This window comes from Campylobacter sp. RKI_CA19_01116, from assembly GCF_025771405.1.
Classification (GTDB): domain Bacteria; phylum Campylobacterota; class Campylobacteria; order Campylobacterales; family Campylobacteraceae; genus Campylobacter_D.
Window position 1 is genome coordinate 17,620 of the sequence record NZ_JAKMQF010000004.1, and the last position, 13,825, is coordinate 31,444.

The 13,825-nt window shown below is 28.9% G+C and carries 15 protein-coding genes; 5 read left to right on the plus strand and 10 right to left on the minus strand.

Features of this window, described 5'->3' with window-relative positions:
• Positions 1-2 precede the first annotated feature (2 nt).
• Genes aroB through mog form a run of 5 tightly spaced genes read left to right on the plus strand, consistent with a single transcriptional unit; the run spans position 3 to position 5,958 of the window.
• Positions 3-1,061: a 3-dehydroquinate synthase gene (gene aroB / locus L8U41_RS04085; protein WP_263727891.1), complete on the plus strand. Its 1,059-nt coding sequence runs from the start codon at positions 3-5 to the stop codon at positions 1,059-1,061.
• Positions 1,058-2,587, plus strand: a complete 1,530-nt coding sequence (locus L8U41_RS04090) for a mechanosensitive ion channel family protein (RefSeq protein WP_318529749.1) — start codon at positions 1,058-1,060, stop codon at positions 2,585-2,587. Before aroB ends, L8U41_RS04090 begins: the two co-directional genes overlap by 4 nt.
• Entirely contained in the window at positions 2,584-3,840 is a 1,257-nt protein-coding gene (gene mtaB / locus L8U41_RS04095; protein ID WP_263727892.1) for a tRNA (N(6)-L-threonylcarbamoyladenosine(37)-C(2))-methylthiotransferase MtaB, read from the plus strand. Before L8U41_RS04090 ends, mtaB begins: the two co-directional genes overlap by 4 nt.
• Entirely contained in the window at positions 3,830-5,428 is a 1,599-nt protein-coding gene (locus L8U41_RS04100) for an AAA family ATPase (protein WP_263727893.1), read from the plus strand. Before mtaB ends, L8U41_RS04100 begins: the two co-directional genes overlap by 11 nt.
• A 2-nt stretch (positions 5,429-5,430) precedes the next feature.
• The gene (gene mog, locus L8U41_RS04105) at positions 5,431-5,958 is read left to right on the plus strand and encodes a molybdopterin adenylyltransferase (protein ID WP_263727894.1); all 528 of its coding nucleotides are present in this window, start codon (positions 5,431-5,433) and stop codon (positions 5,956-5,958) included.
• A 12-nt stretch (positions 5,959-5,970) separates the two neighbouring features.
• On the opposite strand, the gene L8U41_RS04110 is transcribed toward mog, so the two are convergent.
• The 10 genes from L8U41_RS04110 to L8U41_RS04155 are packed head-to-tail and all read right to left on the minus strand — an operon-like array spanning position 5,971 to position 13,675.
• Positions 5,971-6,345, minus strand: a complete 375-nt coding sequence (locus tag L8U41_RS04110; RefSeq protein ID WP_263727895.1) for a rhodanese-like domain-containing protein — start codon at positions 6,343-6,345, stop codon at positions 5,971-5,973.
• Between the two features lie 2 nt (positions 6,346-6,347).
• A complete protein-coding gene (locus tag L8U41_RS04115) occupies positions 6,348-6,683 on the minus strand; it encodes a rhodanese-like domain-containing protein (RefSeq protein ID WP_263727896.1) in 336 nt (111 codons plus the stop codon).
• Positions 6,680-8,509 (minus strand): molecular chaperone HtpG, encoded by a 1,830-nt coding sequence (gene htpG, locus L8U41_RS04120; RefSeq protein WP_263727897.1) that lies wholly within the window; start codon positions 8,507-8,509, stop codon positions 6,680-6,682. The genes L8U41_RS04115 and htpG overlap by 4 nt, the downstream gene beginning before the upstream one ends.
• A gap of 11 nt (positions 8,510-8,520) precedes the next feature.
• Entirely contained in the window at positions 8,521-8,889 is a 369-nt protein-coding gene (gene crcB, locus L8U41_RS04125) for a fluoride efflux transporter CrcB (RefSeq protein WP_263727898.1), read from the minus strand.
• On the minus strand, positions 8,886-9,575 hold the full coding sequence (locus L8U41_RS04130) for a lysophospholipid acyltransferase family protein (RefSeq protein WP_263727899.1): 690 nt from the start codon (positions 9,573-9,575) through the stop codon (positions 8,886-8,888). The genes crcB and L8U41_RS04130 overlap by 4 nt, the downstream gene beginning before the upstream one ends.
• On the minus strand, positions 9,553-10,758 hold the full coding sequence (locus L8U41_RS04135; protein ID WP_263702576.1) for a hypothetical protein: 1,206 nt from the start codon (positions 10,756-10,758) through the stop codon (positions 9,553-9,555). Before L8U41_RS04135 ends, L8U41_RS04130 begins: the two co-directional genes overlap by 23 nt.
• Positions 10,752-11,402, minus strand: coding sequence for a phosphoribosylformylglycinamidine synthase subunit PurQ (gene purQ, locus L8U41_RS04140; RefSeq protein ID WP_257396888.1), 651 nt, complete (start codon positions 11,400-11,402; stop codon positions 10,752-10,754). Before purQ ends, L8U41_RS04135 begins: the two co-directional genes overlap by 7 nt.
• Entirely contained in the window at positions 11,399-11,635 is a 237-nt protein-coding gene (gene purS / locus L8U41_RS04145; RefSeq protein ID WP_039618190.1) for a phosphoribosylformylglycinamidine synthase subunit PurS, read from the minus strand. Before purS ends, purQ begins: the two co-directional genes overlap by 4 nt.
• Positions 11,636-11,643: 8 nt before the next feature.
• Positions 11,644-12,357, minus strand: a complete 714-nt coding sequence (gene purC, locus L8U41_RS04150) for a phosphoribosylaminoimidazolesuccinocarboxamide synthase (protein ID WP_039618192.1) — start codon at positions 12,355-12,357, stop codon at positions 11,644-11,646.
• Between the two features lies 1 nt (position 12,358).
• Positions 12,359-13,675: a S41 family peptidase gene (locus tag L8U41_RS04155; protein WP_318529796.1), complete on the minus strand. Its 1,317-nt coding sequence runs from the start codon at positions 13,673-13,675 to the stop codon at positions 12,359-12,361.
• Between the last annotated feature and the right edge of the window lie 150 nt (positions 13,676-13,825).

The following is a 13,825-nucleotide window of genomic DNA, read 5'->3' on the forward strand; positions in this document are numbered from 1 at the left end:
CAATGCAAGTTAAGGTAAAATTAGAAAATAATACAAGTTATAATGTCTATATAAATGAGCTAGAAAAGTTAAATTTTGATACTAAAGTAGTGATTTTAACTAATGAATTAGTAGCAAAGCTACATTTAGATACGCTTTTGGAAAAAATTCAAGCTAAAGAACTTTTTATCATAAAAATTAAAGATGGTGAAGAGTATAAAAATTTACAAACTATAGAATATATCTTAGATCAAATGTGTACTTATAAGTTAGATAGAAAAAGCTTGCTTATAAGCTTTGGTGGTGGGGTTATCTCTGATATGGGTGGTTTTGCAGCAAGTATATATCAAAGAGGGATAGAATTTATCAATATTCCCACAACCTTACTAGCTTGTGTGGATGCAAGTGTGGGTGGTAAAACTGGAGTGAATAATAAATTTGGCAAAAACTTAATAGGTGCTTTTTATCAGCCAAAAGCGGTGTATTGTGAAAGTAAGTTTTTAAAAACCTTACCTTCAAGAGAACTAGCTGCGGGCATGGCTGAATTTATCAAAATGGCTGTGGTTTTTGATGAAGCAATTTTATCTTTTTTAGAAAATTTAGATGAGGATAAATTTTTAAATACTAAATTAGATGATATTACCTTGGCTCAAATCATCCAAAAAAGCATAGAGCTTAAAGCTAGTGTGGTTTCGCAAGATGAAAAAGAAAGTGGTTTAAGAATGCTTTTAAACTATGGACACACTTTTGCTCATGTTATAGAAAATCAAACAGGATATAAAAAATACTTACATGGTGAAGCTGTGGCTATAGGTATGAATATGGCAAATATTTTAGCATTAAATTTAGGATTATTAAGTGAGAAAGAATGCCAAAGAGTGCAAAATTTACTTGTGAAATTTAAATTACCTATATCTTATAAAATTTCAAATACACAAGAGTTTTACAATGCCTTTTTCTTGGATAAAAAGACACATTTTCAAAAGATTAATTTCATTTTAGCTTGTGGTTTGGGAAAAGCTTGTATAAAAAATGATATAAACAAAGAAGTTATTTTACGCACTTTAGAGGTGTTTGCATGAAAAAGATTTTTTTACTTTTATTTTTACCTTTTTTGATGCTTTTAGCACAAGATGATATAAAACATTTAGAGCAAAAACTCAATGAATTACATAATAATTTAACATACAATACTTGGGTGATTAAATATAATAATTTTAATATTTATAGAAAAACTCAAAATGAAATTTTAGCTTTAGAAAAAGAAAGTTTAAAGGCTAATGAGCGCAATAAAAGCATTATAGAAAGACAAATTTTAATCTTAAAAGAAAGATTAGAGCTTTTAAGTGAGTATAAAAGTGCAAATTTTTCCAAGATGGTTTTAGCTCCTGAAGAAGTTGATAAAATAGATAAACTAACTAATCCTTTAGCCATCATTTCAGCATACTCACACATAAAAAAACTAAGACGTGATAAGGAAGAGTATATTAATCTTTTAAATAGTTTTAAGCAAACCTTGGATGAGCTTATAAAAGAAAATGTTTTAGTGGCCGAGATAGCTAAATTGGCCCCTAGTAAAGAACATGATGAGTATTTAAAAATATCCAATCAAATGGTAAGAGATTTTTCACAAACCTTGCGTTTTGGAGAAATTTCTTATTCTGTTTATGAGAAAAAAATACAAGAAGAAATTGAAAAAACAACAGCTTCTATTAAAATTCAAGGTGTAAGAGCTTTTAATATAGTTTTGGCTATTATTATCGTTATAGCCATAGCATTTTTACTCAAATTTATAGCTAGAAAATACATAGGCGATAATGATCGCTTTTATACAGCAAATAAAATCATTAATTTTATTAATATCAATGTGATTATTTTGATTTTGCTTTTTGGATATATTGAAAATATTAGTTACTTAGTGACTGTGCTTGGTTTTGCTTCTGCTGGTTTAGCTATTGCTATGAAAGATATGTTTATGTCTATGCTTGGTTGGTGTGTGATAGTTTTTGGTGGAAGTTTTAGAGTGGGCGATAGGGTGAGAGTTTTTCAAAACAATACACATTATATCGGTGATATAATTGACATTTCGTTTTTAAGAATAACCTTATATGAAGATATTTCTTTGCTAACTTATACAGATAATCGAAGAAGTGGTAGGATAATTTTTATACCAAATAATTTTATATTTACTAATCTCATATCAAATTATACCCATCATGGTATGAAGACAGTTTGGGATGGACTTGATATTACTTTAACTTTTGATTCAAATCATCAAAAGGCTTTAGAAATAGTGGAAGAAATCGTTATAAAAGCTTCTAAAGGTTATACAAAAATTGCAAAAGAATCTATGAGTAAATTAAGAAATGAATACAGCATTAGAAATCCTAAAGTAGAGCCTAGGTTTTTTACATTTTTAGAAGGTTATGGCATGAGAATTTCTGCTTGGTATATGACAAATTCTTATGCGGCTTTGATTTTAAGAAGTAATATAAGTAAAGAGATTATCAATGAATTTAATAAACACGATGATATAAAAATAGCTTATCCATCGCAAAATTTATATATGGCAAAACATGAATTTATAGAAAATAAGGAAGATATTTGAAAAAAAAGGTATATTTTAAAACTTTTGGTTGTAGAACTAATATTTATGATACGCAATTATTAAAAACTTATATTAAAGATCATATTATTACACAAAATGAGCAAGAAGCTGATGTGATAGTGATAAATTCTTGTACTGTTACAAATGGTGCTGATAGCGGGCTTAGAAGCTATATTAATGGTGTAAAGAAAAATGGAGTTAAGGTTGTACTTACAGGCTGTGGTGCTGTAAGCAAGGGAAAGGATTTTTTTGATAAAAAAGAAATTTTTGGAGTTTTAGGGGCTTCTAATAAAGATAAAATCAATGAGCTAATCTCGCAAGATAAAGCCTTTTATGAGCTTGGAAATTTACGCTTTATTGATACAAAAATCGTAAGTAATTATGAAAATCACACTAAAGCTTTTGTAAAGATTCAAGAAGGATGTGACTTTGCTTGTAGCTATTGCATAATCCCAAGTGTTAGGGGTAAATCAAGAAGTATGCCAAGTGAGGAAATAATAAAACAAATCAAACTTCTTGCACAAAATGGTTATAGTGAAGTGGTTTTAACGGGTACGAATATAGGAAGTTATGGTTTAAAAGATAAAACTACACTTGGAAAATTATTACAAGAAATAGGTAAGGTGAGTGGCATAAAAAGAGTAAGACTTGGGAGTTTGGAGCCTGCTCAAATTGATGAGAGTTTTAAAGAAATTTTAGATGAGTCTTGGCTTGAAAAGCATTTACATATTGCCCTGCAACACACTCATGAGAAAATGCTACGCATAATGCGTAGAAGATCGCATACGCAAAATGATTTAGCACTGTTTAATGAGTTAAGTCAAAAAGGTTTTGCTTTAGGAACAGACTTTATCGTAGCACACCCTGGAGAAAGTGAGTTAATATGGCAAGAAGCTTTAGAAAATTTCAAGCAATTTAAACTTACGCATATTCATGCTTTTATTTTCTCACCGCGTGATGGAACGCATTCTGCTTCTATGAGTGAACGAATTAATGGTGAAATAGCCAAAGAAAGATTAAATATTTTAAAAGATATAGTTGCTCAAAATAATTATGAGTTTAGAAAAAACCAAAAAAATACTTTAGAAATTTTAGTTGAGAGTAAAAAAGATGGTTTTTATGAAGGCTATGATCAATTTTTTAATAAAATCAAAATTACAAGCAAAGAAGACATTGCTAAACAATGGATAAATATTGAAAAATATGAATGCAAAGAAGATTGTAACTATGTAAGGTTAGGGGATGAAAAATAAAAAGATTATCTTAGCTTCATTTTTATTGCTTTGTGTTTTTGTAATAGTTGCGTTTATAAAAAATCAACCTGATTATATTAGCAAGGCTGCTTATGAAGAGCTTTTAGAGCAAAATTTAATCCAAAAAGCCATAGTAGAAAATAATGAAATATTATTAAAAAGCAAAGAAGGAAATTTTTTAATTGCTAAAGATGTAGTGGATTTAAATGCTTTGTGGCAAAAAATTCCTTTAGAATATGCTAAAGATTATAATTTAAGTGAGTTTTTTTTCATATTTATTTTGCTTGCTTTTCTTATAAGTTTTTTACTCTTTCTTAATAAAAAAAATAAAGATAGACAAAATTTACTTTCTTTAGAAAAAAATATTTTAGAAAAAAATGAACAAAATAGTACTATACAAGATGTAGTAAGTGAAGTTAAATTTAAAGATGTAGCAGGGGTTGATGAGGCCAAGGTAGAGCTTTTAGAAATCGTTGATTTTTTAAAAAATCCTCAAAAATATAAAGATTTTGGCGTAAAAATGCCAAAAGGGGTTTTACTAGTAGGCCCTCCTGGAGTAGGTAAAACCTTGATAGCAAAAGCAGTAGCGGGTGAGGCTGGGGTGCCATTTTTTTATCAAAGTGGGGCTAGTTTTGTAGAAATTTATGTAGGTATGGGTGCAAAAAGAGTTAGAGAGCTTTTTTTAAAAGCTAAATCAAAAGCTCCAAGTATTATTTTTATAGATGAAATTGACGCAGTTGGTAAAAGTAGAGGGGATTTTTCCAATGTAGAAAGAGATAATACTCTAAATCAACTTTTAACTCAAATGGATGGATTTGAAGATAATAGTGGTGTTATAGTGATGGCTGCTACAAATAAAATCGATCTTATGGATAATGCGTTATTAAGGTCAGGACGTTTTGATAGAAGAATTTTTATATCTTTGCCTGATTTTAAAGATAGAATGCATATTTTGCAAAATTATATGAAAGAAAAAAAATCTAGCGTAGATTTAGAAAAAATTGCAAAAGCTAGTGTGGGTTTTAGCGGAGCAGCTTTAGAGACTTTAGTTAATGAAGCGGCTATTAATGCTATAAGAAGAAAATCAGATTTAATAGAAGAAAATGATTTTTTTGCAGTGCTTAATAAAGTTTTAATGGGCAAAAAAAAGATTTTCTCTCTAAGTGATAAGGAAAGAAAAATTCAAGCCACATACCAAGCAGCTAAAGCTTTGTGTGCTTTTTATTTTGATGTTAAATTTGAAAAAATTACCTTAATAGAAGATAGATTTAAAGAGTATGAAAATACCATCAAATCAAAATCAGAATTATTAAATAAAATAAAAGTTTTTCTAGCAGGCTCAGTTGCTATGGAGCTTATTTTTAATGAAAGCTATACTAATGCACAAAGTGATCTTTTAAAGGTTAAAGAATTGCTTACTTTCATGGAAACTTTTGCTATGGCAAATGAGGGTTTATTGCAAGAGCAAAAGCAAGAAGTGAAAGAATTTTTAGAATTAATGAAAGAAAAAGTTGTGAGATTAGCTAGCATTCTTTTAGAAAATGAAAAAATAGAAAAACAAGATATAGAAAAAATCATAATGGAGTAAAAATGGTAAAAATAGGAATTTTAGTACTTTCAGATAGGGCAAGTAGCGGAGTTTATGAAGATAAATCCGGAGTAGAGATAGAAAAAATTTTAGATTCTTATATAAAAAATGAAAAAAGTTTTTATTATGAGCTAATTCCTGATGAGTATGATTTAATTATAGAAAAATTAGCTTATTTGGCTGATGATGTAAAATGTGATTTGATTTTTACTACAGGAGGTACGGGGCCTGCTTTGCGTGATGTGACACCAGAAGCAACACAAGCAGTGTGTGATAAAATGCTACCAGGTTTTGGGGAGTTAATGCGCGCAAAAAGCTTAGAATATGTACCAACAGCTATACTTTCAAGACAAAGTGCGGGTATAAAAGGAAAATCATTGATTATTAACTTACCGGGTAATCCAAAAGCTATAAGAGAATGCATTGAGCCTATATTTCCTGCTATTCCTTATTGTGTGGATTTGATAGGTGGAGCTTATATTGAAAATAACGAAGAAGTAATTTCTGTATTTAGGCCAAAGAAAAAGTAAGTCTAACTAGACTTACTTTGAGGTTACGTATCCTTGTGATAAAAGTGCGTTCATACCGCCTTTTAAATTAGTAACTTCTATGCCATTTTGATCTAGTAAAGCAGAAGCTTTAGCACTTCTTGAACCACTTCTGCAAACTATAGCGATAGGTTTATTACTTGAAATTTTTTTAATTTCCTCAATGAAATTTTTATTTACACTGCCATCTTCGTTGTAAAAACTAATTTTAATGGCATTTTTTATTGTACCAGTTTGCGCCCATTCGCTAGGTTTTCTAACATCAATTACTTGATAATTTTCCAAAATATCCGCATTAATATCGATATTTTTAACTTCTGCTAAAACAAAACTAACACAAAATGCTAAAGATAAAAATATTTTCTTCATAATTAACCTTCCTTTTTTGTAGCTTCATAGCCTTGCGATAAAAGTGCTACCATGCCACCATCTAGATTAGTACATTCTATACCTAGAACATCTTCTATCATTATAGCAGTATGTTTGCTTCTTGAGCCTGTAGCACACACAAAGGCTATGTTTTTATTTTGATAATCTACTTTTTCTTTAAACTCTTGGATGAAATTTTCATTCATAAAGCCATTATCATCGCAAAGTGCGATGAGTATAGCTTCTTTTATAACTCCGCTTTTCCATTCGCTTGGGGTTCTTACATCTATAATACAAAATTCGTGCAAAATATCTTTAGAAATAGCTATATTTTTCATTTTTCTAAAGCCTTAGAAACGATTTTGCTCAAGGCATTGTTAAATTCGCTAGGATTATCTATACCCATACCTTCACTAAGTTTAGCCATATTTAAAAGAATATGTGCCATTTCATTAGCTAAGGTATCATTTTCTTTTAAGGCTTTTAAAATTTCATGATTAGGATTAATTTCAAGTATAGGTTTAACTTGCTGTTCTTGCCCCATTTGTTTAAGAATTTGTTGCATAGCAAAATCAGGTTTATTTTGATCATAAACAATACAGCTTGGACTATTTGAAAGTCTTTGGCTAAGTTTTACCTCTTCAACTTCATCTTTTAAAACTTCTTTTATTTTGATGAGCAAGCTTGCAAATTCAGCCTTTTGTTCTTCGCTAGTTTCTTCACTAGCTAGATGGTTAATAGCACTAAATTTTAAACCTTCAAATTCATTCATCATAGGCATAACTATGGTGTCAATTTCCTCATCAAGCAATAAAACATTGATATTTTTTTGTTTATAACTTTCAAGAAGAGGAGAATTTCTTAAAAGTTTTTCATTTTTTCCACTAATATAAAAAATTTCATTTTGTCCTTCAGCTAAGTTTTGTTTATACTCTTCAAGATCAATTAATTCTTCTTTATTTGAGTTTTTAAAGTATAAAAGCTTAGCTATAGCGTCTTTATTTTCGCCAAAACCATATAAACCTTCTTTTAAAACTTTTCCAAAATTCTCATGGAATTTAAGATAGTTTTCTTTATCTTTTTCTTTGAATTTTTTAAGTTCTGCTAGGATTTTTTTAACACTTGCTTCTTGAACGCTTTTTAAAATTTTATTTTCTTGTAAAATTTCACGGCTTACATTAAGCGGTAAATCTTCTACATCGATAATCCCGCGCACAAATCTTAAATAAGTTGGTAATAATTCTTTATCATCATCGCTGATAAAAACTCTTTTTACATAAAGTTTTAAACCACTTTTATAATCTACTCTATATAAATCAAATGGAGCTTGTGCAGGTATAAAGAATAAAGAATTATACTCTATAGAACCTTCAGCTTTTGTGTGGATATAAAGCATAGGTTTGTTTGAGTCATGGAAGTTTTGTTCATAAAATCTTTCATAATCTTCAGCTTTTAAGCTTGCTTTATTTTGTCTCCATAAAGCACTTGCTGTGTTAATTTGAGTGTTTTTTAATTCTTTTTTAGGTTCTTTTTCACCTTCTTCTAATGGCAAATATTCTTCTTTTTCCATAAAAATAGGAAATTGTATGTGATTTGAGTATTTTTCTACTATACTTTCAATGCGGTATGAGTTTAAAAATTCTTCATCTTTTAAATGTAAGGTTATGCAAGTGCCTTGCTCATCTTTATTTGCATCTTCTATTTCATAACCACTAGCATCAGAAGTCCAAAGATAAGCTTTATCATCTAATGCTTTTTTGCTTAAAACTTCTATTTTAGAAGCCACCATAAAAGCAGAGTAAAAGCCTACACCAAATTGTCCTATAAGTTGAGAGTCTTTTTTGGTATCACCACTCAAGTTTTCCAAAAAGCTTTTTGTACCACTTTTGGCAATGGTTCCAAGATGATTGATCAAATCTTCTTTATTCATACCTATACCATTATCACTTATGGTTAGGGTTTTTGCTTCTTGATTGAAGTTGATTTGAATTTTTGGTTCAAATTTTAAATTTTTATAAGCATCATCACTCACGCTTAGATAACTAAGTTTATCAAGTGCATCGCTTGCGTTAGAAATAAGCTCTCTTAAAAAAATTTCTTTGTTTGAGTACAAAGAATGAATCATAAGTTGTAAAAGTTGATTAACTTCAGTTTGAAATTGCATTTATATCTCCTTTATTTAAAAATTAAAAAACCAATCCATACTGCCAAAAGACAAAGGATAACATTTAAAATAATATTTAGAAAAAAGTAAAAATAATCACCACTTTGCAAAAATAGCAAATTTTCATAAGAAAAAGTTGAAAAAGTCGTAAAAGCACTTAAAAAACCTGTGCTAATTAAACTTTTGGTAAAAATATGCACACCTTTAGAGTTTGCATAAGAAAAAAACAAGCCCATTAAAAAAGATCCTATGATATTAACAAGTAAAGTACCATAGGGAAAATCATGTGGAATGATTTTATTAAAAAAGCTACTAGTAAGCATTCTAGATACAGCCCCTAAAAAGCCACCAAAACCTACAGCCAAAACCGTACTAATCAAGCTTTTGACCTTTCATTATCTAAGATTGTTTGCATTTTTTCTCTAGTTTGCTCAAGCCAATCATCTTTACTTATATCAACAAGATCAAGAAATACTACTTTTAAAACGCCACTCTTTGCGCTAAAGTTTTGCGTGTCTAAAATTTTAGCTGAATCAACAATTACCACAGGTTGGACTTTTAGATTAAGTTTTTCACTTAAAATTTTAGCTCCAACTTTAAATTTTAAAAGTTTTTGTGTTTTAGATCTTGTACCTTCTGGAAAAATAGCCAAAATTCTATCTTCTTTTAGTCTTTCTTTAGCTTCTTTTAGAAGTTTTACTAGACCTTTTGGACTTCTATCTATACAAATAATTTTAGGTTTTTTAATCAAAGTTTTAAAAACGGGGAGTTCACCAAGTTCTTTTTTTGCTATCCAAGATATATTTTTTGGACATAAATCTTCCAAAACAACTATATCTAACAAGCTTTGGTGATTGATTAAAAGTAAATTAGCTTGAGGGTGTATAGAACCTTTAGTTTGGATTTTATAATTTATTATATATTTTTGCAGTTTTGACCATGCTTTTCTGATTTTCCAAATTTTTTCTTGTGATTGCAATAATAAAAAAGCAATACATAAAAATATAATAGATAAAATAAATTCAATCCAAAATATTAAAGCTTTAAATCTTTGATAAATCTTCACTTTTTACCCAGCCTATTTTTCCATTATTAAATAAAATTTTTTTATATTCATCTCTTGAATCTAACACTTCTACTTCTTGTTTATATTTTCCAGAATAAAAATGAGTTGAGTTTAGAGTTGGTAAAATTTGCACTTTGCTTTCAGCTTTTAATATGGCTTTGTATATGTTATTTTGGGCTAAAAAACTTGCTATTAGAGCCAAAATTGCTAAGCCTAAAGCTACATAGCTTTTCTTAAATACAAACCATAAAGCAAAAATACCACACAAGCTCCACAAAAATACTTGTTTGTAAAAATTAAAGTCATTGGTTTTTGGATTTAAATCACTTTGTGTGCTTATGCTATCTTCTTTAAGTTCTATTTTTAAAGAAAAATCTTTTAGTTCTTTAGAATTTAAATTAAAATAAGAAAAATCAAAACGCGTTTTGCTTTTATCTAAAATAGCATAATAAAACCCGCTTTGTTTTTCAAAATCGCCTTTAATAGCCTCTACACCTTGTTTTTGAATATCTTTTATATTAAAACTTGCTAGGTTTGTGTTTTCTCCTGCAAGTTCTATAAATAAAATCATATTATCATTATCAAAATGGCTTGCTTTTACTTGTTTTACTTCTAAATTACTTGCAACTATGTGTGAGTATTTGTTAGAAGGAGCGTCGATTTTTTTAAGTCTAATAGGTTTTATAATTAGTGATGAGCTTTGAAAAATATGATCATTTCTGCTTAAAGAAACGATGATTTTATTTAAATTGGCATTTAAACTTTTTGCTTCAAACCATAATTTTGTGTGATATGAATTAGCCTTTTGCTCCCAAATAGGATTAGGATTAATCCAAAGCATATCATCATTTTTTTCAAAGCTCACATTTAAATCAAAACTTACATTAGTTGTGGTGATAACCTCAAGATCTATAGCAAAAGCTTCATCTATATAAGCTTCATCAGTGTATTCTTTTGCATTTAATACTAAAGAACCTTGAGGAATAAAATTTTCATCATTGATTTTACTTTCATAATTACTCTCATCGCTTGGAGCGATAGTTTGATAAATTTGCTTAGCTTGATCGTCTAATTGATTGTAATTTTTTTCTAAGGTGTTGTAATCTTCAAAAACGCTATTTTCTTGAGCATATAAATTAAACGCTAGTAAAAAAACACAAAAAACTTTGAAGGTTTTTAGCAATTTAAAAATCCTTCAAACATTTTAAGTCCTACTTTTGAGCCAAGTATATCATCACACATTCTTTCAGGGTGTGGCATAAGTCCAAAGACTTTTTTATTCTCATCACAAATTCCAGCTATATCGTTTAAAGAGCCATTTGGATTATTGATATATCTTAATAAAATCATATCTTTATCTTCTAGCATTTTAATACCATCTTCGCTATTAAAATAATTTCCTTCTCCATGAGCAATAGGCAATTCTATAATGTCATTTTTTTGGAAATTTTTCAAAAAAGCATTATTGTTTGATACTACTTGCAATGCTTGCATTTTAGAAATAAAACTTAAGCTATTATTATGTTTCATAGCTCCCTTTAAAAGACCAAGTTCTAATAAAATTTGAAAACCATTGCAAATACCTAGGACATATCCACCTTTTTGTACATGTTCTTTAAGTGTTTTCATAGCAGGAGCAAGTTTTGCAATGGCTGCACATCTTAAATAATCTCCATAAGAAAATCCACCTGGTAAAACAATTAAATCTGCGCTAAAATCTTGTCTTTCATGCCAAATGATTTCAGTTTTTACACCTAGTTTTTCAAAAGCATAAGCTGTATCAAACTCGCAATTAGTTCCAGGAAAACGAATAATAGCTACTTTCATAATATTATCTCATAATCTTCTATCACAGTATTTGCAAGTAATTCTTTGCACATTAAATCAACTTGTTTTAAAGCTTCTTCTTTATCATCACAAGCTATATCAAAACTAATTTGTTTTGAGGTTTTAACATTTGCTATGTTATTAAAATCTAAAGAATGCAAAGCCTTTTCTATGGCTTTGCCTTGAGGATCTAAAACCCCATTTTTAAGTGTGATATTTACAGTTACTTTCATTATTTTTCCTAACTTAAAATTCTTTTTAATACTTCTTCATAGGCCATTTTTACATTGCCTAAGTCTTGTCTGAAGCGATCTTTGTCTAATTTTTCATTAGTTTTACTATCCCAAAATCTACAACTATCAGGGCTAATTTCATCAGCTAATATCATATTTCCTTCACTATCAATACCAAATTCTAATTTAAAATCAATCAGTCTTAATCCTTTAGATTCAAAGAATTTAACTAAGATAGAATTAATATGTCTTGCGGTGTTTTTGATTAATTCTAAATCTTTTTCACTTTTTACTAGATTTAAAATCAAACAATGTTCATCATTGATAATAGGATCACCTAAATCATCATTTTTATAACAAAACTCAACTACAGCAAAAGGTAAAATTGTACCTTCTTTAATGCCTAATCTTTTTGTCAAAGATCCCGTAGCTACATTTCTAGTAATAACTTCAATAGGTATAATATTGCATTTTTTAACAATTTGTTCTTTATCGCTGATAGTTTCTACTAAATGTGTTTTAATCCCTTCTTTTTCTAAAAGATGAAAAATTTCAGTACTAATTTTACAATTTAATGCACCTTTTCCTGCTTCATTACCTTTTTTTTCTGCATTAAAAGCAGTTAAATCATCTTTAAATTCTGTGATGAGTAAATTCTCATCATCAGTCTTAAACATTTTTTTACCTTTTCCCTCGTATAAAAGATCTAGTTTTGTTGCCATTTTACTCTCCTTTTGTGATGTTTAAAATTTTGATTGCGTCAATTGCTGTTTTTAGCTGTATATCATTATCAATTTGTTCTTTGGTGATGATATTTTTATCTTCTTTATTATCTTTTTTCTTTTCTTGATGTCCGATTTTATCAAGTTCAGCTTGTAGGTGTTTTTTTAGATCGCTTTCTTTGATTTCAAAGCCATGATTTTCTTCTTTACTTACTTTTCCTGGGAATACTTCTATATCAGGACTAACCCCGACAGCTTGTATGGTTCTACCACTTGGTAAATAATATTTTGCTATAGTAAGTCTTAAGCCTTCTTTGCCTTTTTCATCCATAGGTAATATAAGTTGCACACTACCTTTTCCAAAGGTTTTTTCACCCACTATAATAGCACGTTTAAAATCTTGTAAAGCCCCACTTACAATCTCACTTGCACTAGCGCTACCACCATTTACAAGCACTACTAAAGGTGCGTTAGTGATTTTTTTACTAGGATTTGCTTTAAATTCTACATTCTCACTTTCTATTTTTCCTTTTTGTGAGACAATGACTCCTTTATCTACAAAAAGATTTACCAAACCTACAGCTTGATTTAAAATACCACCCGGGTTAGTTCTAAGATCTAGTATAATTCCTTTTACATTAGAATGTTTTTTGATCGCTTTACTAGCTTCATCTACGACATTTTTATCAAAATTAGTCACTCTTAAATAAAGCAAGTTTTCATTTTCGATTAATTTTGTATAAACACTATCTACTTTTATAATATCTCTTTTTAAATTAACATCAAATGGTTTTGCATCGCCTTTTCTATAGATAGTTAGAGTAACCTTTGTCTTAGGTTCTCCACGCATTTTAGAAACAGCTTCATTTAAAGTCATACCTAAGGTTGATTCATTATTGATTCTTAAAATAATATCATCAGTTTTAATGCCTGCTTTATCTGCTGGACTTCCTTCTATAGGAGCTACAACGCTAATTGCTCCATCTTTTTGCGTAATAGTAAAGCCAAGTCCTCCAAATTCTCCATTAGTTTGTTCTTTAAGTTCTTTATAGCCTTTTTCATCTAAGAAAGAAGAATGAGCATCTAAATTTGTTAGTAAACCTGCTATGGATTTATCAACTAAATCTGTATAATTAACATCATCAACATAGTATTGTTCTATGATAGACATGGTTCTTGTGAGTTTAGATAAAGCTTCTATTTTCTTTTCTGCTTCACTAGGAGCGGGGTTTTTAGCTTGTAAATTCGTAAAAATAAAAGAAGCGGTTACTAAACTACAAATGCCAGCTGCGATAATAAGATTTCTTTTTGTCTTCAAAGGAAAAACTCCAAAATAAATATGAATTCATAAAATAATTATCTAATTTTAGTTATTTTTGCTTAAAAAATCGTAAATAAAGTAAATATTTTTATTATATTAGTGTGTATATATAAAAAATTATTTATAAATATAACTAAATAAACTTGA

Bases quoted from the DNA above. Each gene is read 5' to 3' on its own strand.
- aroB (WP_263727891.1), top strand. From the start codon at position 3: ATGCAAGTTAAGGTAAAATTAGAAAATAATACAAGTTATAATGTCTAT.
- L8U41_RS04090 (WP_318529749.1), top strand. From the start codon at position 1,058: ATGAAAAAGATTTTTTTACTTTTATTTTTACCTTTTTTGATGCTTTTA.
- L8U41_RS04100 (WP_263727893.1), top strand. From the start codon at position 3,830: ATGAAAAATAAAAAGATTATCTTAGCTTCATTTTTATTGCTTTGTGTT.
- mog (WP_263727894.1), top strand. From the start codon at position 5,431: ATGGTAAAAATAGGAATTTTAGTACTTTCAGATAGGGCAAGTAGCGGA.
- L8U41_RS04110 (WP_263727895.1), bottom strand. From the start codon at position 6,345: ATGAAGAAAATATTTTTATCTTTAGCATTTTGTGTTAGTTTTGTTTTA.
- L8U41_RS04115 (WP_263727896.1), bottom strand. From the start codon at position 6,683: ATGAAAAATATAGCTATTTCTAAAGATATTTTGCACGAATTTTGTATT.
- htpG (WP_263727897.1), bottom strand. From the start codon at position 8,509: ATGCAATTTCAAACTGAAGTTAATCAACTTTTACAACTTATGATTCAT.
- purQ (WP_257396888.1), bottom strand. From the start codon at position 11,402: ATGAAAGTAGCTATTATTCGTTTTCCTGGAACTAATTGCGAGTTTGAT.
- purS (WP_039618190.1), bottom strand. From the start codon at position 11,635: ATGAAAGTAACTGTAAATATCACACTTAAAAATGGGGTTTTAGATCCT.
- purC (WP_039618192.1), bottom strand. From the start codon at position 12,357: ATGGCAACAAAACTAGATCTTTTATACGAGGGAAAAGGTAAAAAAATG.